The sequence below is a fragment of the Streptomyces sp. NPDC042638 genome (assembly GCF_040647235.1).
Classification (GTDB): Bacteria; Actinomycetota; Actinomycetes; order Streptomycetales; family Streptomycetaceae; genus Streptomyces; species Streptomyces rameus.
Map to the genome: position 1 here is coordinate 240,329 of NZ_JBEZBT010000004.1, position 25,876 is coordinate 266,204.

26 protein-coding genes are annotated in these 25,876 nt (G+C 73.1%); 14 read left to right on the top strand and 12 right to left on the bottom strand.

The window, feature by feature from the left end:
- Nucleotides 1-50 precede the first annotated feature (50 nt).
- The 3 genes from AB0B40_RS05730 to AB0B40_RS05740 all read left to right on the top strand — a co-directional run bounded on the left by AB0B40_RS05730 (nucleotide 51) and on the right by AB0B40_RS05740 (nucleotide 3,183).
- Entirely contained in the window at nucleotides 51-788 is a 738-nt protein-coding gene (locus AB0B40_RS05730) for an ABATE domain-containing protein (protein WP_362263081.1), read from the top strand.
- A gap of 96 nt (nucleotides 789-884) precedes the next feature.
- Complete coding sequence (locus AB0B40_RS05735) at nucleotides 885-1,193, top strand: hypothetical protein (RefSeq protein ID WP_345057352.1); 309 nt, start codon at nucleotides 885-887, stop codon at nucleotides 1,191-1,193.
- Between the two features lie 202 nt (nucleotides 1,194-1,395).
- The gene (locus tag AB0B40_RS05740; RefSeq protein ID WP_345057350.1) at nucleotides 1,396-3,183 is read left to right on the top strand and encodes a phosphatidylglycerol lysyltransferase domain-containing protein; all 1,788 of its coding nucleotides are present in this window, start codon (nucleotides 1,396-1,398) and stop codon (nucleotides 3,181-3,183) included.
- On the opposite strand, the gene AB0B40_RS05745 is transcribed toward AB0B40_RS05740, so the two are convergent.
- The 6 genes from AB0B40_RS05745 to AB0B40_RS05770 all read right to left on the bottom strand — a co-directional run bounded on the left by AB0B40_RS05745 (nucleotide 3,178) and on the right by AB0B40_RS05770 (nucleotide 9,079).
- Nucleotides 3,178-3,897: a hypothetical protein gene (locus AB0B40_RS05745; RefSeq protein WP_345057348.1), complete on the bottom strand. Its 720-nt coding sequence runs from the start codon at nucleotides 3,895-3,897 to the stop codon at nucleotides 3,178-3,180. The two genes, AB0B40_RS05740 and AB0B40_RS05745, sit on opposite strands and share 6 nt — an antisense overlap.
- Before the next feature lie 187 nt (nucleotides 3,898-4,084).
- The gene (locus AB0B40_RS05750; protein WP_345057346.1) at nucleotides 4,085-5,521 is read right to left on the bottom strand and encodes a HAMP domain-containing sensor histidine kinase; all 1,437 of its coding nucleotides are present in this window, start codon (nucleotides 5,519-5,521) and stop codon (nucleotides 4,085-4,087) included.
- Entirely contained in the window at nucleotides 5,522-6,244 is a 723-nt protein-coding gene (locus tag AB0B40_RS05755; protein ID WP_345057344.1) for a response regulator transcription factor, read from the bottom strand.
- A gap of 175 nt (nucleotides 6,245-6,419) precedes the next feature.
- A complete protein-coding gene (locus AB0B40_RS05760; RefSeq protein WP_345057342.1) occupies nucleotides 6,420-6,992 on the bottom strand; it encodes a CE1759 family FMN reductase in 573 nt (190 codons plus the stop codon).
- The gene (locus AB0B40_RS05765) at nucleotides 6,989-8,077 is read right to left on the bottom strand and encodes an LLM class flavin-dependent oxidoreductase (RefSeq protein ID WP_345057340.1); all 1,089 of its coding nucleotides are present in this window, start codon (nucleotides 8,075-8,077) and stop codon (nucleotides 6,989-6,991) included. Before AB0B40_RS05765 ends, AB0B40_RS05760 begins: the two co-directional genes overlap by 4 nt.
- Nucleotides 8,078-8,176: 99 nt before the next feature.
- The gene (locus AB0B40_RS05770; protein WP_345057338.1) at nucleotides 8,177-9,079 is read right to left on the bottom strand and encodes an NADP-dependent oxidoreductase; all 903 of its coding nucleotides are present in this window, start codon (nucleotides 9,077-9,079) and stop codon (nucleotides 8,177-8,179) included.
- 134 nt (nucleotides 9,080-9,213) lie between these two features.
- Here AB0B40_RS05770 and AB0B40_RS05775 point away from each other — a divergent pair, with 134 nt between their 5' ends.
- Complete coding sequence (locus tag AB0B40_RS05775; protein WP_345057336.1) at nucleotides 9,214-9,618, top strand: helix-turn-helix domain-containing protein; 405 nt, start codon at nucleotides 9,214-9,216, stop codon at nucleotides 9,616-9,618.
- 53 nt (nucleotides 9,619-9,671) lie between these two features.
- Here the strand turns inward: AB0B40_RS05775 and AB0B40_RS05780 are convergent, their stop codons facing one another.
- Entirely contained in the window at nucleotides 9,672-10,043 is a 372-nt protein-coding gene (locus tag AB0B40_RS05780) for a hypothetical protein (RefSeq protein WP_362263089.1), read from the bottom strand.
- A 244-nt stretch (nucleotides 10,044-10,287) separates the two neighbouring features.
- Here AB0B40_RS05780 and AB0B40_RS05785 point away from each other — a divergent pair, with 244 nt between their 5' ends.
- Genes AB0B40_RS05785 through AB0B40_RS05795 form a run of 3 tightly spaced genes read left to right on the top strand, consistent with a single transcriptional unit; the run spans nucleotide 10,288 to nucleotide 11,600 of the window.
- Nucleotides 10,288-10,626 carry a YnfA family protein gene (locus tag AB0B40_RS05785; RefSeq protein ID WP_345057332.1) on the top strand — a complete coding sequence of 113 codons (339 nt, stop codon included), beginning with the start codon at nucleotides 10,288-10,290 and terminating at the stop codon, nucleotides 10,624-10,626.
- Between the two features lie 51 nt (nucleotides 10,627-10,677).
- Nucleotides 10,678-11,454 carry an SDR family NAD(P)-dependent oxidoreductase gene (locus AB0B40_RS05790; RefSeq protein ID WP_345057330.1) on the top strand — a complete coding sequence of 259 codons (777 nt, stop codon included), beginning with the start codon at nucleotides 10,678-10,680 and terminating at the stop codon, nucleotides 11,452-11,454.
- The gene (locus tag AB0B40_RS05795) at nucleotides 11,451-11,600 is read left to right on the top strand and encodes a hypothetical protein (protein WP_362263092.1); all 150 of its coding nucleotides are present in this window, start codon (nucleotides 11,451-11,453) and stop codon (nucleotides 11,598-11,600) included. The genes AB0B40_RS05790 and AB0B40_RS05795 overlap by 4 nt, the downstream gene beginning before the upstream one ends.
- A 260-nt stretch (nucleotides 11,601-11,860) precedes the next feature.
- On the opposite strand, the gene AB0B40_RS05800 is transcribed toward AB0B40_RS05795, so the two are convergent.
- A complete protein-coding gene (locus tag AB0B40_RS05800) occupies nucleotides 11,861-12,706 on the bottom strand; it encodes an NAD(P)H-binding protein (protein WP_362263095.1) in 846 nt (281 codons plus the stop codon).
- An 82-nt stretch (nucleotides 12,707-12,788) separates the two neighbouring features.
- Here AB0B40_RS05800 and AB0B40_RS05805 point away from each other — a divergent pair, with 82 nt between their 5' ends.
- Nucleotides 12,789-13,388 (top strand): TetR/AcrR family transcriptional regulator, encoded by a 600-nt coding sequence (locus tag AB0B40_RS05805; RefSeq protein ID WP_362263098.1) that lies wholly within the window; start codon nucleotides 12,789-12,791, stop codon nucleotides 13,386-13,388.
- Between the two features lie 41 nt (nucleotides 13,389-13,429).
- Here the strand turns inward: AB0B40_RS05805 and AB0B40_RS05810 are convergent, their stop codons facing one another.
- Nucleotides 13,430-14,623 carry an RtcB family protein gene (locus AB0B40_RS05810; RefSeq protein WP_345057324.1) on the bottom strand — a complete coding sequence of 398 codons (1,194 nt, stop codon included), beginning with the start codon at nucleotides 14,621-14,623 and terminating at the stop codon, nucleotides 13,430-13,432.
- A gap of 215 nt (nucleotides 14,624-14,838) precedes the next feature.
- Between AB0B40_RS05810 and AB0B40_RS05815 the strand changes: the two genes are divergently transcribed.
- The 3 genes from AB0B40_RS05815 (at nucleotide 14,839) to AB0B40_RS05825 (ending at nucleotide 18,162) form a co-directional block, all read left to right on the top strand.
- Nucleotides 14,839-15,729, top strand: coding sequence for a DUF3558 domain-containing protein (locus tag AB0B40_RS05815; protein WP_362263101.1), 891 nt, complete (start codon nucleotides 14,839-14,841; stop codon nucleotides 15,727-15,729).
- A gap of 126 nt (nucleotides 15,730-15,855) precedes the next feature.
- The gene (locus AB0B40_RS05820) at nucleotides 15,856-16,776 is read left to right on the top strand and encodes a DUF3558 family protein (RefSeq protein WP_345057320.1); all 921 of its coding nucleotides are present in this window, start codon (nucleotides 15,856-15,858) and stop codon (nucleotides 16,774-16,776) included.
- A gap of 93 nt (nucleotides 16,777-16,869) precedes the next feature.
- Nucleotides 16,870-18,162 (top strand): DUF2637 domain-containing protein, encoded by a 1,293-nt coding sequence (locus tag AB0B40_RS05825; protein WP_362263104.1) that lies wholly within the window; start codon nucleotides 16,870-16,872, stop codon nucleotides 18,160-18,162.
- 88 nt (nucleotides 18,163-18,250) lie between these two features.
- Here the strand turns inward: AB0B40_RS05825 and lysS are convergent, their stop codons facing one another.
- Nucleotides 18,251-19,990 carry a lysine--tRNA ligase gene (lysS, locus tag AB0B40_RS05830; protein ID WP_362263107.1) on the bottom strand — a complete coding sequence of 580 codons (1,740 nt, stop codon included), beginning with the start codon at nucleotides 19,988-19,990 and terminating at the stop codon, nucleotides 18,251-18,253.
- Between the two features lie 127 nt (nucleotides 19,991-20,117).
- On the opposite strand from lysS, the gene argS reads away from it, so the two are divergent.
- A complete protein-coding gene (gene argS / locus AB0B40_RS05835; RefSeq protein WP_362263110.1) occupies nucleotides 20,118-21,890 on the top strand; it encodes an arginine--tRNA ligase in 1,773 nt (590 codons plus the stop codon).
- A 32-nt stretch (nucleotides 21,891-21,922) separates the two neighbouring features.
- Here the strand turns inward: argS and AB0B40_RS05840 are convergent, their stop codons facing one another.
- Nucleotides 21,923-22,891 (bottom strand): YafY family protein, encoded by a 969-nt coding sequence (locus AB0B40_RS05840; protein ID WP_362263113.1) that lies wholly within the window; start codon nucleotides 22,889-22,891, stop codon nucleotides 21,923-21,925.
- A 72-nt stretch (nucleotides 22,892-22,963) separates the two neighbouring features.
- Between AB0B40_RS05840 and AB0B40_RS05845 the strand changes: the two genes are divergently transcribed.
- Together AB0B40_RS05845 and AB0B40_RS05850 are read left to right on the top strand one after the other, a co-directional pair.
- On the top strand, nucleotides 22,964-23,353 hold the full coding sequence (locus AB0B40_RS05845; protein WP_362263116.1) for a VOC family protein: 390 nt from the start codon (nucleotides 22,964-22,966) through the stop codon (nucleotides 23,351-23,353).
- A 61-nt stretch (nucleotides 23,354-23,414) separates the two neighbouring features.
- Complete coding sequence (locus AB0B40_RS05850) at nucleotides 23,415-24,239, top strand: DUF4253 domain-containing protein (RefSeq protein ID WP_345057309.1); 825 nt, start codon at nucleotides 23,415-23,417, stop codon at nucleotides 24,237-24,239.
- A 22-nt stretch (nucleotides 24,240-24,261) separates the two neighbouring features.
- On the opposite strand, the gene AB0B40_RS05855 is transcribed toward AB0B40_RS05850, so the two are convergent.
- A complete protein-coding gene (locus AB0B40_RS05855; RefSeq protein WP_362263145.1) occupies nucleotides 24,262-25,743 on the bottom strand; it encodes a helix-turn-helix domain-containing protein in 1,482 nt (493 codons plus the stop codon).
- Nucleotides 25,744-25,876: the final 133 nt, after the last annotated feature.

Genomic DNA, 25,876 nt, shown 5'->3' on the forward strand with positions numbered 1-25,876 from the left:
CATCCATGAGAGACGCTGGTCGCTTCTCACGGATAGGTGCAAGCCCTAGCATGAGACGCGTGAGAGACGGCGACGAGGCACTCATGAGGCCGCGCGAGGGCCGGCCCCTGCACAGCCGGACGGAGCGGCCTGCGGAACGGCCCACGCGGCCTGCGGAACGGCCCGCGGAGCGACCACCCACGGGGCGACCTGCGCAGCGGCGGGCCGAGCCGCCGCTGCCGCCCGCCCCCGGTGCCGAACAGCACCCCGCCCTCGACCTCGCCAACACCGCACTCACCCTTCCGGGTGGCCAGTCGGCGGATCTCCTGGACACTCCGTCCGCCGCCCGGCACTGGCTGGCGGCCCGCGGCCTCGCCCCGGACGCCGCCGACCTGGGCGAGACCTGCGCCGGCAGGCTGCGCGCCCTGCGCGAACAGGTCCGCGCGCTGCTCGCCGCCCGGACCGACGCCCACCCGGCCCCGGCCGAGGCGCTCGCCGCCCTCAACCACGCGCTCACCCTCGCCCCGGCCGCCTCGCTGCTGCACTGGTCACCGGACCGGGGCCTGTACCGGGCCGCGGCCCACCCCACCACCCAGATCGTCGAGCACGCGCTCGCCGCCCTCGCCGCCGACGCCGCCGACCTGCTGACCGGGCCGGACGCGGAACGCCTCACCGCCTGCGGTTCCCCGCCCTGCAACCGCTACCTGCTGCGCCACGGCCGCCGCCACTGGTGCTCCATCCGGTGCGGCGACCGCGCCCGCGCGGCCCGGGCCTACGCCCGCCGCACCCGGCGGGACACGGCGGAGTGAGCACGCGGCGTCGAACCCGATCAACCCTACGTATTGTAGGGTTCCCAACCGCCAGCCCCTACCGGGCTGTTCACAAGCCTGTTCAACGGGGGACGCATGCAGGACATCACGGAGACGGAACTCGGCACGGAGGTCTGTGCGCGCGGCCTCGCGCCGACGCTGACCGTGCTGGTCGTCAGTCTGGGCATCGCCGCCGTCGGCGTGTACGAGCTGTGCGGCTTCGGTCTGCACAGCCTGGACCGGCGCCCGCACCTGTTCAGCGACGGCCTCGCGACGGGCGGGGTGATCGTCGCCACAGTGGCCGCGGGAGCGGCGGTGGGCAACCTGGCCTGGCTGCTCACGGCGGCCCGGCGCGGCACCGGCAGCAGCACCATCACCAGCAAGAACACCCGCACCAGCACCTGATCTCAGCACGGCCGCCGCTGCGACGGCCGACGGCGGCTCCGCTCGGCGGTGCCGGTCCGGGGCGGCCCAATTCGGCGCCGGCCGCCGGGAATGAGACGCTGTGGGTTGGCTGTACGAATCCCCGTACGCCCGCGCGCCCGCTCGCCTGCCGACCGCAGGACCCGCGCCGCCCCGTCCCCGTCCCCAGGGGTGACCACTCCACATGCCCGCACCACAGACGACCCTGACCCCGCCCCGGGTTCCCGCTCCGCGCGGCCCCGGCCGCACGGTCCGCTTCCTCCGCGCTCCCTTCCGCACCTCCCCCGGCACCGGCCGGCTGCGCGCCCGCGCCGCCACGACGACCGTCTGGTACCTGCGCCTGCTGGCCGTGCTGAACATCGCGGCGGTCATGTCCCTCCCCTTCCGCGAGGAGGTGCACGAGCACAACGCGGGCGAGTACTTCACCCCGTACCTGGCCACCGCGGGCCTCGGCTCGGCGGCCCTCGCCCTGTTCCTCGCGGTGGTCATGCGCCGCCGCAAGCGAGCCGCCTGGCTGTTCAACCTCCTCCTCGCCGGCTCCCTGCTCGCCCTGTACGCCGTCGCCCTGGCCCACGCCGCCTACCGCGAGCACGCCTTCAACTGGGTCTCCGCCGCCCTCACCGGCCTGTTCGTCGCCGCCCTGCTGATCGGCCGGCGCGAGTTCGACGCCATCGGCGACCGCTCCAACCCGCGCCTGGCCCTCGCCGTCGGCGTGGGCGGCACCCTCGTCAGCGGCGGCCTCGGCACCTTCCTGGTGCACGCGACGAACAAGGTCACCGGCGCCACCCTCAAGGACGAGATCGCGTACACCCTGCTGCGCGGCATCAGCGTCGGCCCGCTCGCCGACCGGGTCGACACCGTGCAGGCCCCCCGCTGGGCGGACATGGTCATCAACGTCCTGATGGCCGCCACCTTCCTGCTCGTCCTCTACGCCTGCTTCCGCGCCCCGCGCGGTGCCCGCCTGCTGGCGCCGGAGGACGAGTCCCGGCTGCGTGCCCTGCTGGACCGCCACGGCGACCGCGACTCCCTCGGCTACTTCGCCCTGCGCCGCGACAAGTCCGTCATCTTCTCCCCCAGCGGCAAGGCGGCCATCGCCTACCGGGTCGTCGGCGGGGTCAGCCTCGCCTCCGGTGACCCGCTCGGCGACCCCGAGGCCTGGCCCGGCGCCATCGACGCCTGGCTCGCCGAGGCCCGCCGTCACGCCTGGACGCCGGCCGTCATGGGGGCCGGCGAGGAAGCCGGAACGGTCTACGCCCGCCACGGTCTGGACGCGCTCGAACTCGGTGACGAGGCGATCGTGGACCTCGCCGACTTCACCCTCGACGGCCGCGCCATGCGCGTGGTCCGCCAGGCCCACAACCGGGTCCGCCGGGCCGGCTACACGGTCCGCATCCGCCGCCACGAGGACATTCCCGCCGAGGAGATGGCCGTCCTGGTGGACCGCGCCGAGCACTGGCGCGACGGCGCCGCCGAACGCGGCTTCTCCATGGCCCTCGGCCGCCTCGGCGACCCGGCCGACGGCCGCTGCGTGATGCTGGAGTGCCGGGACGCCGACGGCGAACCGCGCGCCCTGCTCAGCTTCGTCCCCTGGGGAGAGCACGGCCTGTCCCTGGACCTGATGCGCCGCGACCGCTCCTGCGAGAACGGCCTGATGGAGTACATGGTCGTCGAACTGCTGCTCAGGGCGGAGGGGCTGGGGATCGAGCGGGTCTCCCTCAACTTCGCGATGTTCCGCTCGGTCTTCGAACGCGGCGCCCGTCTCGGCGCGGGACCCGTCCTGCGGGTCTGGCGCTCGACCCTCACCTTCTTCTCCCGCTGGTGGCAGATCGAGTCCCTGTACCGGGCCAACGCCAAGTACCGCCCGGTGTGGGAGCCCCGGTTCCTGCTGTTCGCCAAGAGCAGCGACATCCCCAGGATCGGTCTGGCGAGCGCCCGCGCGGAGGGCTTCCTCACGCTGCCCGGCCGTTCATAGTCTCCCGGGGGCGAGGACGGGCGGCGTCACGGAGCCGGCGGCGGAGTCGGGGCTCCAGAAGCCGCCGGCGCCGGCCGTCCACCCGGGGTCGTAGGCGCACGGCACGGTGGCGCCGCCCGTGAAGTACCGCCGGCGCGGGGACCACGTGAAGGACATCCGCTCCCCGCCGTCCCGCCGGACGAACAGCGACCAGTCCTCGCCGCTGCCGCCCTCCCGGTACGACGAGACGTCCCAGCCGTCCTCCCGCAGCCGCCGGCGCAGCCGGCGCAGACCGGGGACGGCCCGGCCGGCGGGCACCTGGTCCAGCGCCCACTCGTGGTACATCCCGTAGGCGCCGTCGACCGTCCTGTCCTCCAGCCCCAGCGGACCGCCGTCGTAGCAGTACTGGGCGCCCAGCGTGTTCCGCGTGCCGGCGCCGCCCTCCCCCGGCTCCTCCCCCGGCTGCAGGGCGCGCGTGAACCCCATGACGTCGTACGCCTCCTGCGAGTTCCGGACGGCGCGGTCCGCCATCTCCCGGGGCGCCACCCGGGGCAGGTCCGTGCCGTCCGAGGCGTTCCACAGGAGCACGCCGACCAGGGCCAGGACGGCGACGAGCACGAGGCCGCCGCAGCCCAGACAGCCGGCGCCGAGGGCACGGACCACCGGACCGCCGAGTGCGGGGCCGGCGGGCGGGGTTGCGGGCGGGGCGGCGGGCGGGGTGGTCTCCTCGGGCATGCGGCGACGCTACGGCGGCGAGCGGGCCGCGGGGATGAGCGTGCCCACCAGCCTGCGGTAGGTACGCGTACTCAGCCCCCCGCCCGTACGGCCCGCGCCTGTGCCCCCGCCGCCCGTACGGCGGCCCGCGCCTGTGCGGCCCGCCGCCCGTACGGCCCGGGCCCGTGCGGCCCCCGCCGTACGCCCGTCAGCCGGAGCCGCCGCCCCCGGCCATGCCGCCCCCGACCGTGAACCCGATGACCGCCCCGCCGCCTTCGCGCCGGAAGGCGAACGGCGCTCCGCCGTGGGCCATCGCGACCTCGCGCACGATGGACAGGCCGAGACCCGAGCCTGGCTGGGAGCGGGCGTCGGCGGCGCGGTAGAAGCGGTCGAAGATGCGGACGAGGTCACCGTCGGCGATCCCGGGCCCCCGGTCCCGCACCTCCACCCGCACGGTGCCCGGCCGGGCCGGCCCGGCGACGTCGACCTCGATCGGCGCCCTGCCGTCCGGATCGAACTTGGCCGCGTTCTCGACCAGGTTGGAGATGGCCCGCTGGAGCATCCCGGGGCGCCCGTCGGTCGTCGTGTCACCGCTCGTGTGCAGCACGACGTCCCGGCCGGTACGGCGCCGGGCCAGCCCGACGACGTCCTCGGCCAGGTCGGCGAGGTCCAGCCGCTGCGGCGGCTCGGCGTCGGACTGCCCGGCGGCGAGGTCGACCAGCTCGTTGACCAGGTCGGTGAGTTCCCGGGCCTCCTGGGAGAGGTCGGCGACCAGGTCCTCCCGGGTGGCGGGCGGGAGTTCGTCGATCCGGCGCAGCAGGGAGATGTTGGTGCGCAGGGAGGTCAGCGGTGTGCGCAGCTCATGGCCGGCGTCCTGGACGAGCCTGCGCTGGTCCTCCTCCGACTGGGCGAGCCGCCCCAGCATCCGGTCGAAGGCGCGCCCGAGCCGCCCCACCTCGTCCAGGCCGGTCACCGGCACCTGAATGCCCAGCCGCCGGGTGCGGGCGACGTCCTCGGCGGCGGAGGTGAGGATCACCAGGCGCCGGGTGATCCGCCGGGCCAGCCACCACCCGAACAGCCCGGCCGCCACCACGACCGCCGCCATCAGGATCAGCGTCCGCTGCTGGAGGGCCCGCAGCAGGTCCTCGGTGTCGCTGAACTCCTGCGCCACCTGGACCGCGCCCCGCCCGTCGCCGAGCGAGACGGTGGCGACGCGGAACAGGTCCTCGTCCACCCGGACGTCCTTGTGCTGGACGACCTGCCCGGCCGGGCGGGCGACCGCCGCCCCCTTGTCCGCGGAGGTGACGGGCAGCACCGGGCTGCCGTGGTCCACGATCTGCCCCCGCGCGCCGAGCACCTGGACGTCGGTGCGGGCGGGGCGGACCAGGTCGTGCCCGGGGCGGGAGGAGGAGAAGTCCCCGGGGCCCATCGCCTGCTGCCGTACCTCGTCCCGCACGTCCTGCACGACCTGGGTGAACACCGACTGCTGGTCGACGCGGACGAGCCGTGCGGCGGAGTTGTACGACAGGATGCCGACGAGGATCGTGACGGCCGCGGTGACGGCGGCGAACGAGACCGCGAAGGTGGTGCGCAGGGAGACCAGCTTCTGCCGGGGCCGGTCCGGCAGCCACGGGCGGCGGCCCACTCAGTCCTCCCGCAGCACGTAACCCACGCCCCGCACGGTGTGGATCAGCTGCGGGGCGCCGGGTTCGACCAGTTTGCGGCGCAGGTAGCCGACGTAGACGGCGAGGTTCTTGGAGCCCGGGCCGAAGTCGTAACCCCAGATGCGGTCGTAGATGGTGGAGTGGTCGAGCACGATGCCCGCGTTGCGCACCAGCAGTTCCAGCAGCTCGAACTCGGTGCGGGTCAGTTCCAGCTCGCGCCGGCGGCGCCAGGCCCGGCGGGCCTGGAGGTCCATGCGGATGCCGGCGGCCTCCAGCTGCCGGTCGGAGCCCTGCGTCTCCCGCGGGGGCTCCTCGGACCCGCTGGTGAGGGGCGCCGCGCCGGTGCGGCGCAGCAGCGCCCGCAGCCGGGCGAAGACCTCCTCCACGTCGAACGGCTTGACCACGTAGTCGTCCGCCCCGGCGTCCAGGCCGGCGATGCGGTCGGCGGTCTCCACCAGCGCGGTGAGCATGAGGATCGGGGTGCGGTCGCCCTCGGCGCGCAGGACCCGGCAGACCTGGAGGCCGTCGATGCCCGGCATCATCACGTCCAGGACGAGGACGTCCGGCGGGTTCCGGTGGGCCTGCGCCAGCGCTTCCACGCCGTCGGCGACCGCCGTCACCTCGTACCCCTCCAGCGACAGGGCACGCTCCAGGGCATGGCGGATGGCACGGTCGTCTTCGGCGAGCAGCACAGTCTGGGGCACGTCCCCAGTCTGCCAAGGCCACCGGCGGTCCGGCCGGGCGCGATGGCCTGCGACCACCCTTTTTACCCGGCTCTCACCGTCGGCCTCCGCCCCGGCCGCACCGTCGGCCTCCGCCCCGGTCCCACCGTCGGCTGCCACCGCGCCCCTACCGGTCGCGGCCCCCGCCGGGACACCCTCAGGGCCGCAGCGCCGCCAGCCGCTCGGCGAACGGCGGCACATCGGGCTCTTCCCGCCGGACCGCCGACGGCATCAGCGCGGCCAGCTCCCCCGCCGCCCGGTCGATCCGCTCGGGCAGTCCCTCCGCGCCCCAGTCCTCGGAGGCGGCGTACACGCCCGTCGGGACGACCACGGCCCGCAGGTGGGCGAACAACGGCCGCAGGGCGTGCTCCAGCACCAGCGAGTGCCGTGCCGTACCGCCGGTCGCCGCGATCAGCACCGGCCTGCCGGCCAGCGTGTCCCTGTCGAGCACGTCGAAGAAGGACTTGAACAGCCCGCTGTACGACGCGCTGAACACCGGGGTGACGACGATCAGCCCGTCGGCCCGCGCCACCGCGTCCTGCGCGGCGGCCAGGGCCTTCCCGGCGAACCCGTTGGTGAAGGTGTGCGCGATCTCGACGGCGAGGTCGCGCAGCTCGACCACCTGGACGTCCACCGGCGTGTGCCGGTCCACGGCGGCGGCCAGCCGGTCGGCCAGCAGCCGGGTGGAGGACGGGACGCCCAGCCCCGCCGATACGACGACGAGCCTCATGCGACGGTCTCCTTCCGCGCGGCGGCCAGCAGTGACCGGTGGGTCGGCGCCTCCGGCACGTCCGCCGGGCGCCCGACGGCGAACTCCTTGCGCAGCACCGGCACGACCTCCTCGCCGAGCATGTCGAGCTGCTCCAGCACGGTCTTCAGCGGCAGGCCCGCGTGGTCCATCAGGAACAGCTGGCGCTGGTAGTCGCCGGCGTACTCGCGGAAGGACAGCGTCCGCTCGATCACCTGCTGCGGGGAGCCCACGGTCAGCGGGGTCTGCTCGGTGAAGTCCTCCAGGGACGGCCCGTGGCCGTAGACCGGCGCGTTGTCGAAGTACGGCCGGAACTCCCGTACCGCGTCCTGCGAGTTCTTCCGCATGAACACCTGGCCGCCGAGCCCGACGATCGCCTGCTCGGGCGTGCCGTGCCCGTAGTGGGCGTACCGCTTCCGGTAGAACTCCACCATCCGCCTGGTGTGGTCGGCGGGCCAGAAGATGTTGTTGTGGAAGAACCCGTCGCCGTAGTACGCGGCCTGCTCGGCGATCTCCGGCGAGCGGATGGAGCCGTGCCAGACGAACGGCGGTACGTCGTCCAGCGGGCGGGGCGTCGAGGTGAACCCCTGCAGCGGGGTGCGGAACTTGCCCTCCCAGTCGACGACGTCCTCGCGCCACAGGCGGCGCAGCAGGGCGTAGTTCTCGACGGCGAGGTTGATCCCGTCCCGGATGTCCTTGCCGAACCAGGGGTAGACCGGGCCGGTGTTGCCGCGTCCCATCATGAGGTCCACGCGCCCGTCGGCCAGGTGCTGGAGCATCGCGTAGTCCTCCGCGATCTTCACCGGGTCGTTGGTGGTGATCAGGGTGGTGGAGGTGGAGAGGACGAGCCGCTCCGTGCGGGCCGCTATGTAGCCGAGCATGGTGGTCGGGGACGACGGCACGAACGGCGGGTTGTGGTGCTCGCCGGTGGCGAAGACGTCCAGGCCGACCTCCTCGGCCTTCAGCGCGATGGCGACCATGGCCTTGATCCGCTCGCGCTCGGTCGGAGTGCGCCCCGTGGTGGGGTCCGGCGTGACATCGCCGACCGTGAAGATCCCGAACTGCATGGTCGCTCACCCTCCAGGTTGTTGACCGTTCAACTATACCCCTCCAACGGTCACCCCACCGCAGGTATTCCGACCCCCTCCACACCCGCGTCCGGCGCCCTACGGCAGCAGCACCAGCCGCCCCCGCAGCCCGCCTTCCGCCAGCCGGGCGTGCGCCTTCGCGGCCTCCTCCAGGGCATAGGTCTCGGCCACCCGCAGGGTCAGCACCCCCTCCTCCACCAGCCGGACCAGCTCCGCCAGCTGCGCCCCGTCCGCGGTCACCTGCACGGACCCCGGCCGCACCCCGCGCACCGGCCCGGGGTGCGCCCCGGGGCGCACCCCGACGTACGCGCCACCGTCCCGCACCCACTCCAGGGCCGGCTCGCCGAGCACGGCGGCGTCCAGCACCGCGTCCACCCCGCCCGGCGCAGCCACGGCCGCGTCCGCGCCCGCGGTGAAGCGCGCGGCGCCCAGCGACCGCACCAGCTCCTCGTCCCCCGCCCGGGCCTGTCCGGTCACCTCGATCCCCCGGTGCGCGGCCAGCTGGACGGCGAACCCGCCGACCGCGCCCGCCGCCCCGGTCACCAGCAGGGAGCCGCCCGGCGCGAGATCCAGCAGGTCCAGCGCCTGGAGCGCGGTCAGCCCGTTCAGCGGCAGCGTGCCCGCGTGGACGGCGTCCACCCCGGCCGGCGCCTTCGCCACCGCGCCCGCCCCCACGACGACGTACTCGGCGTGCGCCCCCAGCGGGTCGGCCACCCCCGGCACGAGCGCCACCACCGGGTCGCCCACCTGCCAGGCGGCGGCCACGCCGACCGCGTCCACCGTCCCGGCCACGTCCCAGCCGAGCCCGAGCGTCTTGCCGGCCCCGCCGAACAGGCCGGCGCGCACCCCGGCGTCCACGGGGTTCAGCGCCCCCGCGGCCACCTTGATCCGCACCTGCCCCGCCCGCGGCTCCGGCACCGGCACCTCCGCGATCTCCACGGCCTCCGGTCCGCCGAACGTCCTCACCACAGCAGCACGCATGACAACTCTCCCCAGTCCCAGGGACCTTGACGGTTCACGCGGCACTTTCCGGCCGCACACCAACCGTAGGAGAGCTACTATCGAAGAGTAAGTAGTTACCTGGGAGTGCGTAACTGTCCCGGAGGGGAGAGCCCATGCCGACCACCACCGCGGCCCAGCGCCGCGAACGGGCCCGCGCAGACTACGACGCCTTCCTGCGGGCGTGCCCCACCAACCAGCTCCTCGGCCGGCTCAGCGACAAGTGGGTCAGCCTCGTCGTCGCCGCCCTGGCCACCGGCCCCCGGCGCTACAGCGATCTCAGCCGCAAGATCGCCGGCGTCAGCCCCAAGATGCTCACCCAGACCCTGCGCAGCCTGGAGCGGGACGGCATCGTCAGCCGCACGGTCACCCCGTCCGTCCCGGTCCGCGTCGACTACGAACTCACCCCGCTCGGCGTGGGCCTCGCCTGCCTGCTCACCGCCGTCAAGGACTGGGCGGAGGCCCACTTCGACGAGGTCAGGGCGGCCCGCGAGCGCTACGACACGGAGAACACCGACTGACCCGCCCGCCCGGAGCGCGGGCCGGTCAGAAGACGTACGGGTCGTGCGGGCGGTCAGAAGGCGTACGGGTCGCCCGTGGCCAGGACGAGCACCTCCGCCCGGTCGTTCGACCGGTCCGCGTCCGGCCCGCCCGAGCTCCACACCGTGGAGACCTCCAGCGTCACCTCCGGCGCCCGCTCCCGCAGCCGTACCGGCAGCCGCAGCTGCTCCCCGGCCGCGTCCACGGCCAGCGCCCCGGTCCCGCACAGCACCGCCCGCTCGTCCTCCCGGACGCACCGCGCGGGCAGCGCCTGCTCGTCGGCGAGCGCGACCGACCAGCGCAGCCGGACCGTGGCGTCCGCGACGGCGGCGGTCCCCTCGCTGCGCGGCGTCAGCCGCACCTCCACCTGGTCCCCGTCCATCACGGCGGTCCCGTGGAGGGTCACATCGGCCTCCGGAGCCGGAGCGGCCACCGCGGACCCCGGCACCAGCACGGCACCGGCACACACCCCGGACAACACCCACGCCCGCATCCGCACGGCCCTCACCACTTCCCGCTCGCGCTCCCGCTCCCGCCCGCCGTACGGATGTATGCCACGCCCGCCGGCCGCCAGGCGCCCTCCAACAGGTGACAGGACGCGGGCGACACCGCCGCCCGGTGACGTGCCGGGCGCGTGCGAAGCTGCCCCCATGCCGATCCTCCGCTCCGCCGCCCTGTTCGTCGTCGCCGCGCTGTTCGAGATCGGCGGCGCCTGGCTGGTCTGGCAGGGCGTCCGGGAGCACCGGGGCTGGCTGTGGATCACCGGGGGCGTCCTCGCCCTCGGCGCGTACGGCTTCGTCGCCACCTTCCAGCCGGACGCCCACTTCGGCCGCATCCTCGCCGCCTACGGCGGGATCTTCGTCGCCGGCTCGCTCCTGTGGGGCGCGGTCGCGGACGGCTACCGCCCCGACCGCTGGGACGTCACCGGGGCGCTGATCTGCCTGGCCGGAATGGCCGTCATCATGTGGGCGCCCCGGAACGGCGGCTGAGGCTCACTTACGCTGGACGAAACGGTCCCGACGCACGTCCCAGGAGCAGCCATGGCCACCGCAGCCCCGTCCGCCGCCGCCCGCATCGCCGTCGTCACCGGCGCGAGCAGCGGTATCGGCGCCGCCACGGCCCGGCAGCTCGCCGAGGCCGGCTACCGCGTCGTCCTCACCGCCCGCCGCAAGGACCGCGTGGAGGCCCTGGCCGAGGAGCTGACGAAGGCCGGACACTCGGCGATGGCCTATCCGCTGGACGTGACCGACCGCGCGGCCGTCGACGAGTTCGCCACGGCCTTCAAGACGGTCGGCGTGCTGGTCAACAACGCGGGCGGCGCCCTCGGCGCGGACCCGGTGGCCACCGGCGACCCGGCGGACTGGCGCACCATGTACGAGACGAACGTGATCGGCGCCCTGAACATGACGCAGGCCATGCTCCCGAAGCTGGAGGCGAGCGGTGACGGCGTGGTCGTGGTCGTCTCCTCCACCGCCGGCCACGGCACCTACGAGGGCGGCGGCGGCTATGTGGCCGCCAAGCACGGCTCGCACGTCCTGGCCGAGACCCTCCGCCTGGAGATCGTCGGCCGTCCGGTCCGGGTCATCGAGATCGCCCCCGGCATGGTCAGGACGGACGAGTTCGCGCTGACCCGCTTCGGCGGGGACCGGGAGAAGGCGGAGAAGGTGTACCAGGGCGTGGCCGAGCCCCTCACCGCGGACGACGTCGCCGAGACCATCACCTGGGCGGTGACCCGCCCCAGCCATGTCAACGTCGACCTCCTGGTGCTGCGCCCGCGTGCCCAGGCGTCCAACACCAAGGTGCACCGCGAGTCGTGACGGACGACGACGGCTCCCGGGAGAGGCGCCGCCTGGCCCAGGAGACGAAGGACGAACGCCAGGTCTGGTACTTCCTCGCCTACTTCCTCTTCGGCATCCACTTCCTGGCGTTCGTCATGATCTACGCGGTCCGGCACGCGAAGTAACGCGCGCGACGGCCTCGGTGACCGCGAGGGCGGTCACCGAGCGGACACCGCGAGCGCGCGGAACTGCTCCCACCGCACCCGGGGCCGTGGCGGGCCCCGGCGTTGCAGGTACCGGTCGGTGGCCCGCCGCGTGTGGCGCGGGACCCGCCACTCGTCGCCCGGCCGCCCCGCGCCCGGTTCCAGCGGCCGGTGGCCGGACTGCGAAGCCGGGGGCGAGCACGCGCGGGCCCCGGCACGGGCGCCGATCCGGGCGAAGGGGCTCAGGCGAACGCCGGCAGGTTGCGTGCGACCCACTGCGCGAAGGGCGCGGCCGGGCGGCCCAGCACGGCCGCGACGTCGGGGCTCACCCGGCGCTCGGCCGGGAGGGGCTCGCCGAGGACGTCCAGCGTGCCCGCGACGACCTGCTCGGGCATGGACCGCGCCATCGCCGCCTGCGCCTGGGCGCGGGACAGCTCCACGAAGGCCACGTCCTCGCCGAGCGCGGCGGAGATCACCTGGGCCTGTCGGCGCGGGCTGATCGGCTCGGGGCCGGTCAGCTCGTACACCCGGCCGGCGTGCCCGTCCTCGCGCAGCGCGGCGGCGGCCACGGCGGCGATGTCCGCCGGGTCGACCACGGGCAGCGCCACGTCACCGAAGGGGGCGTGGACGGTCCGCCCGGCGCGGACGGACTCGGCCCAGGCGAGGGCGTTGGAGGCGAATCCGCCGGGCCGCAGGATGGTGAACTCCCGCCCGGACGCGCGCACCGCGGCCTCCAGGTCCCGCAGCCGGGCGTGCGAGGGCGCCTCCGGCCGGGTGGCGCTGACCTGCGACGACACCAGGACGATCCGCTCGGCACCGGCATCCGCGACCACGTCCGTCAGGACACCGGGGCGCGTCCCCGCGAAGTTCAGTTCGCCGCCCAGCACGAGGAACACCGCGCGGGCGCCGTCGAGGGCCGGCCGCAGGCTCTCGGCGTCACCGACCCCGCCCGTCACCCATCGGACCCCGCGCCCCGGGTCCTTCGGCGCGGGCCGCCGCGACACGGCCACGACCTCCTCCCCCGCCCCGGCCAGCAGTTCCACCAGCGTCCGCCCGATGTTGCCGGTCGCTCCGGTCACCGTGATCACTGTGCCCCCTATTACTGAGTCAGTTGACTAACTAAGTAGGACGCTAGCACAGCGCGACGGGGCCCTGTCTATAGTCAGTCAGGTGACAAACTCAGTGGATCGGCGGGGGCGGGCGTCACAGAAGCGCCGACGGCTCACCGCCGCGGCGGCCCGGGTCCTGCACGAGCAGGGGATAGAGCGGACCACCCTCGCCGACATCGCACGGGAGGCGGACGTCCCGGTCGGGAACGTCTACTACTACTTCAAGACCAAGGACGAGCTGGTCCGGGCCGCACTGGCGGAGCACCGCACCCACCTGGACGAACTCACCGGCCGGCTCGGCGAGTCGCCGGACCCGCGCGACCGCCTCAAGGGCCTGGTCGAGGCATGGGTCGCCCAGCGCGAGAGCGCCGCCCGCCACGGCTGTCCCACCGGCACCCTGGCCGTCGAACTCGACAAGCGCACGGACGGCACACTGGACGCGGAGGCCGGCGAGGTGATCCGCCGCCTGCTGGACTGGACGGCCGCCCAGTTCCGCGCCCTGGGTCTGCCCGATCCGGACGGCCTCGCCCTCACCCTGGTCTCCGGCTACCAGGGCATGTCCCTCCTGGCCAACGCCCTGCGCGACCCGGACGTCATGAGCCGCGAGGGCGAACGCCTGCTGCGCTGGCTGGACTCGCTCCAGCCGGACGAAGACGTCTGACCCGGCGCCACGAGGGCGCCGGGCCGGACCAGCGGGCCGGATCAGCCCTTCACGCAGACGACCTGCTTCAGCTTCGCCACGACCTGCACCAGGTCCCGCTGCTGGTCGATGACCTGGTCGATCGACTTGTAGGCACCCGGGATCTCGTCCACGACGCCGGAGTCCTTACGGCACTCCACGCCCCGCGTCTGCTCCTCCAGGTCCGCGGTCGAGAAGCGCCGCTTGGCCGCGTTCCGGCTCATCCGCCGGCCCGCGCCGTGCGAGGCCGAGTTGAAGGACCGCTCGTTGCCGAGGCCCTTCACGATGTACGAGCCCGTACCCATCGAGCCGGGGATGATCCCGAGGTCGCCGGAGCCGGCCCGGATCGCGCCCTTGCGGGTCACGAGCAGGTCCATCCCCTCGTACCGCTCCTCGGCCACGTAGTTGTGGTGGCAGGAGATCTCCGGCTCGAAGGCCGGCTTCGCCTTCTTGAACTCCTTGCGGACCACGTCCTTCAGGAGCGCCATCATGAGCGTGCGGTTGTACCTGGCGTACTCCTGCGCCCAGAACAGGTCGTTGCGGTAGGCCGCCATCTGCGGGGTGTCCGACACGAAGACGGCGAGGTCGCGGTCGACCAGACCCTGGTTGTGCGGGAGCTTCTGCGCCACGCCGATGTGGTGCTCGGCGAGTTCCTTGCCGATGTTCCGGGACCCGGAGTGGAGCATCAGCCAGACGGAACCGTCCGTGTCCGTGCACACCTCGACGAAGTGGTTGCCGCTGCCGAGCGTTCCCATCTGCTTCCAGGCACGCTCCTGACGGAACTTGACCGCTTCCGCGATCCCGTCGAACCGCCCCCAGAAGTCCTCCCACCCGGACGTGGCCAGCCCGTGGAAGCCCCCCGGCTCGACGGGGTCCTCATGCATGCCCCGCCCCACCGGGATGGCCTGCTCGATCTTCGAGCGGAGGCGGGACAGGTCTCCCGGGAGGTCGTTCGCGGTCAGCGACGTCCGCACCGCCGACATCCCGCAGCCGATGTCCACACCCACCGCCGCCGGGCACACGGCGCCCTGCATCGCGATGACCGAGCCGACCGTCGCGCCCTTGCCGTAGTGCACGTCCGGCATCACGGCCAGGCCCTTGATCCACGGCAGGGTCGCGACGTTCCGGAGCTGGCGCAGAGCCACGTCCTCGACCGTCGCCGGATCCGCCCACATCCGGATCGGAACCTTGGCGCCCGGCATCTCCACGTACGACATGTCTTCCTCATTCCCCCGAAGGCAACAGCAAAAGTCTTGAAGGCGGCAAAACGCAAAAGCCACGCCAAGGTCGATGAAAAGGGACAGGGGACCGGCGTCCACGGCAGTGCGTGCGATACACATTGTCTCCAGGGGGCGCCCCGCCGCGGCAAGCGAATAACCGGCGGGGACACTGGAGCACCGAGCGAGCACAGATCGTCGAGAGGAGCCCGACCGTGCAGCGGAAGGCGTACGTAACCGGCACCGCCGCCCTCCTCGCGGCGCTGCTGGCCGGCTGCACGGGCGGCGCCCAGGACGACGGCGCCAACCCGGACGACGCCAACCCGGGCGGCGCCGGCACGGCCACGGTCGCCGCGCAGCCCGGCAAGTACCGCACGCTCCCCGAACCCTGCGGCGCGGTCGGTCACGACGCCCTGGACTCGCTGCTGCCCGGCATCCAGCAGATCACCGACCCGGCCCAGCGGGACCAGGCGTACCAGGGCGAGGCCGCGCTCACCTACGACACCGACCGCAAGGTCGGCTGCCACTGGAAGGTCGAGTCGGCCGGCGCCACGGACCACCTCTCCGTCGACTTCGAGCGCGTGGTGTCGTACGACAACACGGTCAGCGACGACGACCAGGCGCAGAAGCTGTACCTGGAGAAGCAGACGGCCGCGGACCTGCCGGCGCCGAGCGGCTCGTCGTCCCCGCCCACGTCCCCGACGCCGACGTCGTCCGCGACGGGCTCCCCCGGCGGGGCCGCCTCCTCGCCCGCGTCGGACCCGTCGTCGAAGTCGTCGGCCTCCGCGGACCCTTCGGGGTCGCCCTCCGGGTCCTCGGCGCCCTCGGGCTCCGCGGGGGCCGCCCCCGGTGCCCCGCCCGGCGAACTCCAGCCCCGCACGCTCGCCGACCTCGGTGACGAGGCGTATCTGGACGACCAGCTGGACACGTCCGGCTCGACGGCCGAACAGCGGACGGTCACTGTGGTGTTCCGCACGTCCAACGTCGTCGTCACCCTCCAGTACGAGGAGCAGCCGACGGCCACCGGAACGGTCCCGGACAGCAAGGAAATGCAGGACAGGGCCCTTAATCTGGCCTCTCAACTGGCCGACACGCTGGGCGGCTGACGGCCTCGCCGACCGGATCGGGCCCCGCTCGCGAAGCTCCGGAACCAAAGCCGCACAGCTCCTTCACCGCGTACCGTGGCCCCGCAGGAACCCGCACGAACACCGAGCGTCACGAGTGAAGGAACCATGCAGCGAGCAGCCCAGCGAGACGACCGTGCCCATGCCCAGCGAGCCAGGCGCCTGCGCCGCGCTCTTGTCTGCGCGGCAGCCGTTCCCGCGGTCCTGATCACCGCCGCCTGCTCCTCGGACTCCGGCGACTCCAAGGCCAAGTCCGGCGAGGAGAGCACCCGGCAGTCGGCGAGCGGCACTTCGCAGCCCTCGGCGAGCGCGTCCCCGACCGTGCCGGCCGCCGCGTACCAGAAGCTTCCCGAGCCGTGCTCGGCGCTGTCGAAGAAGACCCTGACCGACCTGGTCCCGGAGGGTGCGAAGTCGGGCAAGAAGGGCAGCTCGGACGACCCGTCGGCGCGCGCCTCCTGCTCCTGGAACAGCCTGGACAACAACGGTGTCAAGGGCTCGCAGTTCCGCTGGCTGAACATCTCCCTGCTCCGCTTCGACTCCGACGCCGCCCGGGGCGCGGGCGACGATCAGGCGCACGCGTACTACTCCCAGCAGGTCAAGGACGCCCAGTCGGTGGACGGCGCCAAGAACGCCAGGGTCGTGCCGCTGTCCGGGACGGGCTCGGAGGCGACGACGGTGCGCTACGACCTGAAGAAGAAGGAGGGTCTCTTCAAGCAGCAGACGGTCGTCGCCCGGGTGAAGAACGTCGTGGTCACCGTGGATTACAACGGCGCCGGTCTCGCGGGCGAGAAGACCCCCGACGCCGACGGCATGGCGAAGGACGCGCAGAAGGCGCTGAAGGAGGTTGTGTCGGCGGTCTCGTCGGCCAACGGTGAGGGCGGCGGTGCGACTTCCCCGACGAAGGACCCCGCCTCGCCCTCCGAGCCGGCGTCGGCGTCGGCGTCGGCCTCGAAGTCCGCCTCCAAGGCCCCGGTCAAGTCGGCCTCCTCCGGTGCATCTCCGTCCAAGTCGGCTGTGGAGAAAAGCTGACCGGAAGGCCGTAGCGGCTGACCGGCACCACGTTCGCCGCACACGTGTGCCACCCTGTTGCGCGCAACAACACGTAATGGGAGGGGAGTACGAGTGGCCGCGCCACTGCAGCTGACACGGATGCACCGCGTGCTCATCGGCGTGGTCGTGACCGGCGCGCTGATCATCGCCGGCATCGGCTTCGCCGGTTCGTACGCGGCCGTTCGAGAGCTGGCCATCAAGAAGGGCTTCGGGAACTTCTCCTATGTGTTCCCGGTGGGAATCGACGCGGGCATCTGCGTCCTTCTCTCCCTCGACCTGCTGCTGACCTGGATCCGCATCCCCTTCCCGCTGCTGCGCCAGACGGCGTGGCTCCTGACGGCGGCGACGATCGCGTTCAACGGCGCCGCCGCCTGGCCGGACCCGCTGGGTGTGGGCATGCACGCGGTGATCCCGGTCCTCTTCGTCGTGGCGGTGGAGGCCGCCCGCCACGCGATCGGCCGGATGGCCGACATCACGGCCGACAAGCACATGGAGGGGGTCCGCCTCACCCGCTGGCTCCTCTCGCCGGTCCCCACGTTCCTCCTCTGGCGGCGCATGAAGCTGTGGGAGCTGCGCTCCTACGAGCAGGTCATCAAGATGGAGCAGGAACGTCTCGTCTACCAGGCGAGGCTGCAGAGCCGTTTCGGCCGGGCCTGGCGGCGCAAGGCTCCGGTGGAGTCGTTGATGCCGCTGAGGCTGGCGAGGTACGGCGTCCCGCTGGCGGAGACGGCCCCGGCGGGCCTGGCGGCGGCGGGCGTCGACCCGGCGCTGCTGCCCACGGCGCCCCGGCAGCCGCAGCTCGTGGCGGCCGACGCCACCGCCGGGCGCGGGCCCGCCGCCGCGGCCCCGGGCGGCCGTGCCGACAGGACGGCGGCCGTCCCCGCGCAGGCGGCACCCACCGGCGGGCCGTACCCGGAGGAACCCCCCGAGGACGAGCAGAGCCCCTGGTTCCAGGCCCAGCGCGAGATCGAGTACCACGGCGGCTACGACCCCGCCTACGAACCGCCCCCGGAGCCTCAGTACGAGCCCGAGGAGCAGTACGAGGACTGGTACGAGGAGCAGCCCCCGGAGCAGTTCCAGCAGCCCTCCCCCGAGGAGACGGGCAGCTTCCCCATCCCGGTGAGCCCCACCCGCACCCGGGAACTGGGGGAAGGCGGCGGCGTCCCGGAGCCGAACCCGACCGAGGACGACTTCTACCAGGTCTTCCGCAAGTCGATCGACGGCAGCTTCCCCACACCGCACCAGTTCGGCGAGGCGGTGGAGGCGACGTACGGCCTCACGCTCCCGGCGCGGGACGCGGACCGCATGGTCAACCGTTTCACCAACCGTTTCAACGCGGAACTGGAAGCGGACCACATCGCGTGACGGCATCGGAAAACGTGACGGCATGACGAAGGGGCCCTCCGGAAGGAGGGCCCCTTCGCCGTACGGCTCCTACCGCGCCCGGCGCCGCTTACTCACCGAGCAGCTTGCGGACCCGCTCCTGCCCCACCGCGAGCAGCAGCGTGGGCAGCCGGGGACCGGTGTCCCGGCCGACGAGCAGGTGGTACAGCAGCGCGAAGAACGTCCGCTGAGCCGTCTTGATCTCGGCGGGCAGCTCCTTCGGCGTGGCGTCGGCGGGGAAACCGGCCTGCACCTTCGGCACGCCGTACACGAGGTGCGTCAGCCCGTCGAGCGACCAGTGCTCGGCCAGCCCGTCGAGCAGCAGCCGCACCGACTGCGCGGACGCCTCGTCGAGCGACTTCAGCAGCTCCCCGTCGGGCTCGTCCCGCACGATGGTCCGCTGGTCGGCGGGCACGTGCGCGTTGATCCACGCCTCGGCCTTGTCGTACCGCGGGCGGACCTCCTCCAGCGAGCCCAGCGGCTGCTCCGGGTCCAGCTCGGAGAGGATCCGCAGCGCCTGGTCGGCGTGGCCGGCGGTGATGTCGGCGACGGAGGCGAGCGTGCGGTACGGCAGCGGACGCGGGGTCCTCGGCAGCTCGCCGGCGGCGGTGCCGACGGCGCGGGTGTACGCGGCGACGTCACCGGGCAGCGCGGAACCCTCCGCGACCTTGGCCGCCAGCTTGTCCCACTCGTCGTAGAGCCGCTGGATCTCCTGGTCGAAGGCGATCTTGAACGACTGGTTGGGCCTGCGGCGGGCGTACAGCCAGCGCAGCAGCTGCGGCTCCATGATCTTCAGCGCGTCGGCCGGGGTCGGCACACCTCCCCGCGAGGACGACATCTTCGCCATACCGCTGATGCCGACGAAGGCGTACATCGGGCCGATGGGCTGCGTGCCGCCGAAGATCGGGGCGATCTGCCCGCCGACCTGGAAGCTGGACCCGGGCGAGGAGTGGTCGACGCCGCTCGGCTCGAAGATCACGCCCTCGTACGCCCAGCGCATCGGCCAGTCGACCTTCCAGACCAGCTTGCCGCGGTTGAACTCGCTGAGCCGGACGGTCTCGGCGAAGCCGCAGGCGGTGCAGGTGTACGCCAGCTCGGTGCTGTCGTCGTCGTACGAGGTGACCGTGGTGAGGTCCTTGCCGCAGCCGCCGCAGTACGGCTTGTACGGGAAGTACCCGGCCGAACCGGAGCTGCCGTCGTCCTCCGACGCGGCGCCCGAGCCCTCCTCGGCCTCCAGCTCCGCCTCGTCGACGGCCTTCTGCTGGGGCTTCTTGCCCTTCGGCTTCGTCCGGTACTGGGCGAGGATCGCGTCGATGTCGCCGCGGTGCCTCATGGCGTGCAGGATCTGCTCGCGGTAGGCACCGGAGGTGTACTGCGCGGTCTGGCTGATCCCGTCGAACTCCACGCCCAGCTCGGCCAGCGACTCGGTCATCGCGGCCTTGAAGTGCTCGGCCCAGTTCGGGTACGAGGAGCCCTTCGGCGCCGGGACCGAGGTCAGCGGCTTGCCGATGTGCTCGGCCCAGGAGTCGTCGACGCCCGCGATGCCCGCCGGGACCTTGCGGTAGCGGTCGTAGTCGTCCCAGGAGATCAGGTGCCGGACCTGGCGGCCACGGCGGCGGATCTCGTCGGCGACGAGGTGCGGGGTCATGACCTCGCGCAGGTTGCCGAGGTGGATCGGGCCGGAGGGGGAGAGTCCGGACGCGACGACGACCGGTTTGCCCGGGGCACGGCGTTCCGACTCCTCGATGACCTCATCCGCGAAACGGGAGACCCAGTCGGTGGTCTCGGTGCTCTGAGCCACGATCGGCACGTCCTTCTTTCTGAACGGGGTGACACCCCATTCTCACAGACCGTTCGGCGACCGGGAAAACGGCTTTACCCCCATGGGATACTGGCTGGGTCTATCCATCCCCACGAGGAGAACGGCACCCATTCCTATGGCCTCGGTCACGTCCCTCAGCGACAACGTCCAGCAGCACCTCGCGTCCGCCCTCTCGGCCACCCTGCCTGAGGCCGCCGGCGCGGACCCGCTGCTGCGACGAAGCGACCGGGCCGACTTCCAGGCCAACGGCATCCTGGCCCTGGCCAAGAAGGCGAAGGCGAACCCCAGGGAGCTGGCGACCCAGGTCGTCGCCCAGGTGGTGACGGGTGACGTGATCGAGGACGTCGAGGTGTCCGGCCCCGGCTTCCTCAACATCACCGTCGCGGACAGGGCGATCACGTCGAACCTGGCCGAGCGGTACGCGGACGAGACGGGCCGCCTCGGCGTGCCGACCGCCGCGAACCCGGGCACGACGGTCATCGACTACGCCCAGCCCAACGTGGCGAAGGAGATGCACGTCGGCCACCTGCGCTCGGCGGTCATCGGCGACTCGGTCGTCCGGATCCTCGAATTCACCGGGGAGAACGTGATCCGGCGCCACCACATCGGCGACTGGGGCACCCAGTTCGGCATGCTCATCCAGTACCTGGACGAGCACCCGCACGAGCTGGACCACAAGGACGCCCGGGTGACCGGCGAGGAGGCGATGTCGAACCTCGACCGCCTCTACAAGACCGCGCGGAAGAAGTTCGACTCCGACGAGGAGTTCAAGACGCGGGCCCGGCGCCGGGTGGTGGACCTCCAGGCGGGCGACCCGCACACGCTCGCCATCTGGCAGAAGTTCGTCGACGAGTCGAAGATCTACTTCTTCTCCGTCTTCGAGAAGCTGGACATGGAGGTCCGGGACGCCGACATCGTCGGCGAGTCGGGCTACAACGACATGCTGGCGGAAACGTGCCGTCTGCTCGAGGAGTCGGGCGTGGCCGTCCGCTCCGAGGGCGCCCTCTGCGTCTTCTTCGACGACATCAAGGGCCCGGACGGCAACCCGGTCCCGCTGATCGTGCAGAAGTCCGACGGGGGCTACGGCTACGCGGCCACCGATCTCTCCGCGATCCGCGACCGCGTCTTCAACCTGAAGGCGAACACCCTGCTCTACGTGGTGGACGCCCGGCAGGGCCTGCACTTCCGGATGGTGTTCGAGACGGCGCGGCGGGCCGGCTGGCTCGACGAGGACGTCACGGCGACGCAGCTGGCCTTCGGCACGGTCCTCGGCAAGGACGGCAAGCCGTTCAAGACGCGTGAGGGCGAGACGGTCAAGCTGGAGGACCTGCTGGACGAGGCCGCCGAGCGGGCCACGGCGGTGGTGCGCGAGAAGGCCGGGAAGGTGGGCCTGACCGAGCAGGAGATCACGGAGAACGGCCGCCATGTCGGTATCGGCGCGGTCAAGTACGCCGACCTGTCCACCTCCGCCGTCCGGGACTACAAGTTCGACCTGGACCAGATGGTCTCGCTCAACGGCGACACGTCCGTCTACCTCCAGTACGCCTACGCCCGCATCCAGTCCATCCTCCGCAAGGCGGGCGAGGCCCGTCCGGTGCCCCACCCGGAGCTGGCCCTGGCCCCGGCGGAGCGCGCCCTGGGCCTGCACCTGGACCAGTTCGCGGAGACGCTGCTGGAGGTGGCGGCGGCCTACGAGCCGCACAAGCTGGCCTCGTACCTGTACCAGCTGGCGTCGCACCTGACGACGTTCTACGACCAGTGCCAGGTGCTGTCCCCCGACAACCCGGCCGAAGTCGTGGAGAACCGCCTGTTCCTGGTGGACCTCACCGCCCGCACCCTCCACCAGGGCATGGCCCTGCTGGGCATCAGGACCCCCGAGAAGCTCTGACCGGACGGCACGGACAGACGCACGGCCCGCCCTCACTCCGGGGGCGGGCCGTCGTCCGTGTGGGCGGCGAGCAGTTCCCGGGTCAGACGGACGAGGGCCTGCCGGACCGGGTCCGGGCCGAGGACCCGCAGGGGGGTCGCGAGGCCCAGCAGATACCGGGCCAGGCCGTCCGCGTCCGGGCCGCCGATGTCGACCAGGGTGGCGTCGGGGCCGTCGGCACTGTGGGTGCCGACCGTCGCCGGGACGAGCCGCAGCGCCTGGTCCAGGGGGACGGGGAGGCGGATGGTCGCGGACAGCGGGTAGGGGCCGTTCGCCGTGTTGCGGGAGACCAGCTGTGCCGGGTCGGGCGGGTCGGTGATCTCCACCGGCCGGCCGGTGGGCACCAGCCGTTCCACGCGGTCGGCGCGGAACGTCCGCCAGCCCCGGGCCACGTCCCGGGCGACGAAGTACCAGCGCCGGCCGGTGTGGACGAGCCGGTACGGATCGACGTCCCGGACCGTACCGCGGCCCTGCCCGTCGCGGTACGACAGCCGGGCCCGTTCGCCCCGTCGGCAGGCCGCGGCGAGCTCCAGCAGCACGCCGGGCCGCAGCCGTGGCTCCTCGGGCCAGGGCAGCCGTACCAAGGCGTCGTCCCACTCCCCCAGCCGCTCGGCGACCCGGGGCGGCAGCACCTGGCGCAGTTTCAGCAACGCCGACAGCGCGGCCTGGTCCCCGCCGAGGGCCCCGCTCAGCGCCGCCTCCCGCAGCCCGACCGCCACCGCCAGCGCCTCCTCGTCGTCCAGCATCAGCGGCGGCACGCGCGAGCCCGCCCGCAGCCGGTACCCGCCGTAGGGCCCGGCGTCGGAGTCGACGGTGTAGCCCAGCTCGCGCAGCCTGGCGACGTCCCGGCGCACCGTGCGGTCGGTGACGGCCATGCGGCCGGCCAGCTCGGCGCAGGTCCAGGAGGGCCGGGCGGCGAGCAGGGAGAGCAGACGCAGCAGACGGGCGGACGCGCTGAGCACGAGCCGAAGTTTTCCACACGGCCCGCGTATCCAGGACAGCAACTGTCCTGGTCATCTCCTACTGTCGCCCCCATGACCTCGGAGACCACTTCCGCACCCGCGTTCCGCTACGTCGCCGTCACCTTCGACTGCGCCGACCCCGCCGAACTGTCCCGTTTCTACGGCGAGATGTTCGGCCTGCCCGTCGCCTACTCGTCCGACGACTTCGTCCTGCTGGGCGGCAAGGACGGCGCGGCGGGCCTGGCCTTCAACCGCCTGGCCGACTACCGCCGCCCCACCTGGCCGGACCCCGCCCAGGAGAAGCAGGCCCACATCGAGGTGGGCGTCGACGACCTGGACTGGGCCGAGGAGCACCTGCTGAAACTGGGCGCGGCCAAGGCCGGGTCGCAGCCGCAGCCGGACCGCTGGCGGGTGCTGCTCGACCCGGCGGGCCACCCGTTCTGCATCACGACCCTGACCTGACCGGCGCCAACGGGGCACCGGACGGGGGCCGTTGTCAGTGGCTGCCCCTACAGTCACCGGTATGGCGACTCTTCCCAATCCGCTGCCCAGGCTGGCCACCGACCCCAGTGGGCGCTCCCTAGGACTCCAACTGCCGCCCGGCAGACTGGTGGACGAGACGGACGACGGGCCCTGGCACGAACCCCTGCTGTGGCACGCGGAGAAGCCCTCCTCACCCGGTACCTGGAAGGCCCTGGGCGCGCCGGCGGCCCGTACCGGGCTGCTGCCGGTGCTGGTGGACCTGGCCGGCTGCCGGGCCGGCATCGAGGACTGGGAGCTGCTGCCCGGCGAGGCGTCGTACCCCGGGGACCACGATGTGGAGGAGGTCCTCGCGGAGTACTGGAGGGCGGAGACGGACGGGCACGTCGGCGACGAGACCGAGCCGTTCGGGGTCGAGTGGCCGGGACTCGCGCCCGCCGGGGTCCTGGCCGCCGATCCGGCGACCCGGGCCGCGCAGGTCGCCGACGCGGTGAACCGTGATCCGGGCACGTGGGCCGAGTGGATAGAGGAACCGCACCTGGCCCTCGTCCCGGCCCGCCGCTCCTCCGACATACCGGCGGCGATCGGCTGGACGGGCCCGCTCGACTACGAAGAGGACGTGGCCCGGATCTGCGCGGTGCTGCGGTCGTGGGAGGACCGGTTCGGCGTCCGGGTGGTGGCGCTCGGCCCGGACACGCTGGTCGTCTCCGTCGCGGCGCCGCCGGACAGCCTCGACGACGCCGAGGTGCTGGCCGCCGAGCACTACGCGATGTGTCCGGACACCGTCGTCCGGAGCGGCCCGGGGAGCGTGCGGGCGTACGCCAAGGAGCTGGTCGGCGCCACCAGTTGGTCCTTCTGGTGGGACTGACCCCGCCCGGCGGGCGGAGTCTTCAGCCGGCGTCCGACGCCGGTCGCCACTTCTCGCCGCCGAGCGGGAAGGCGTATGCCGGCCGGCCGTTGTTCCCGCTGGTGCGGAACGGGCGGCCGGCGTCGTCGATCACCAGCGTGCCGTGCCGGTCTCCACTGGACCAGGCGAGTTCCAGGTACCAGCTGACGTCGTACGCGGACGCGTCCGCCGTGACGTGGAAGACCTCGGGGTCGGACTGGCTCACCTTGAACGGGAAGCTCCGGCTCCCGGCCTCGGGAACGGGCGCGGGGCGCATCGCGTCCAGGGCGACCGTGAAGGACCGGGTGGGCACACCGCCGCCGCAGCCGACACCCGGGTAGCCCATGGCGTAGTCGCTCCAGGCGAGCGGGGACCGCTTGCCCGCCATGCGCACGGACAGCCCCTCCAGGACCACGGTCTCCTCGCCGGTGCCCTGCACGGTGAAGGTGACGTACTGCTCCCCCGCCGACACCGCCTGATGCACGTCCACCCAGGCGGGCGCGTCCTGTTCCAGCGGCGGCGGGGAGACACGGGCCGGCGGCCGGTCGATCAGGTAGTGCTGGGAGCAGGGGCTCTCCCAGGCGTAGGGGTGGGTGACGACCGTGAGGGGCGGAGCGGTGGACGTCCGCGCGGACGCGGAGGCACGCGGCGGCGTGGCCGCGGGCCCGGCGCCGCCGGTGGCGGAGCTCTGTGGGGAGGGTGAGGACGAGCGGGCGGCGGACCGGCCCGGCGTCGGACTCCCGGCCGACGGCTTCGGTGACGCGATGTCCCGGGCGGCGGTCTCCGCTGTGGCCCCGGCCGCCGTGACGCCCTTGCCGTCCTGCTTCCCGTCCTCGTAGGGCAGGTTCAGGGCGACCGCCACGCCGCCGAGCAGCGCGGTGACGGTCAGGGCGGCGGTGAGCAGAACGGTCCGGCTCCGGCGCCTGCGCCGCGAACCGCTCGCCTCGGCCGGCCCCGGCGGCCCTTCGGTGACCGGTTCCGCGGCGGCGACTTGCTCCGCCTCGGTGACCGGTTCCGCATCGCTGACCGGTTCCGCATCGCTGACCGGTTCCGCATCGCTGACCGGTTCCGACTCCGACCTGGGCGCCGACTCCGGCCCGGACGCCGACTCCGACCGGGACGTCGGCCTGGGCCCGGCCACCGGCTCAGCCCCTGACTCCGGTCCCCGCTCCCGCCCGTCAGCCCCCGGCTCCCGCCCGTCAGCCGCCCGCCCCCGGGCAGCCTGCCCCGGCTCCGGAGCCTTCCGTCCCCGCCCCGCGTCGGCCAGCACCCACCGCCGGTGCAGGTCCACCAGTTCCCCGGGCGTGGCCTTGCAGAGCCGGGCCAGCCGCTCCACGGGCGCGTAGTCCGCCGGTACGGCGTCCCCGTTGCAGTAGCGGTGCAGCGTCGACGTACTCATGTGGAGCCGTTTGGCGAGCGTGCCGTAGCTGTGCCCGGAGCGGTCCTTCAGCTCCCGCAACAGCTCGGCGAAGCCGCCCTCGGACACACCTCGCGACACTGTTCCTCCGTCCCCCTCGTCCCACCCCGGCGTTCCAGGGAGGGGATGTTTCCGCAGGTCAAAGCCGCTGTAGGCATTCCAGCGTCCCGGATCGCCCGCAGTTGCCGGCCGCCGGGACGGA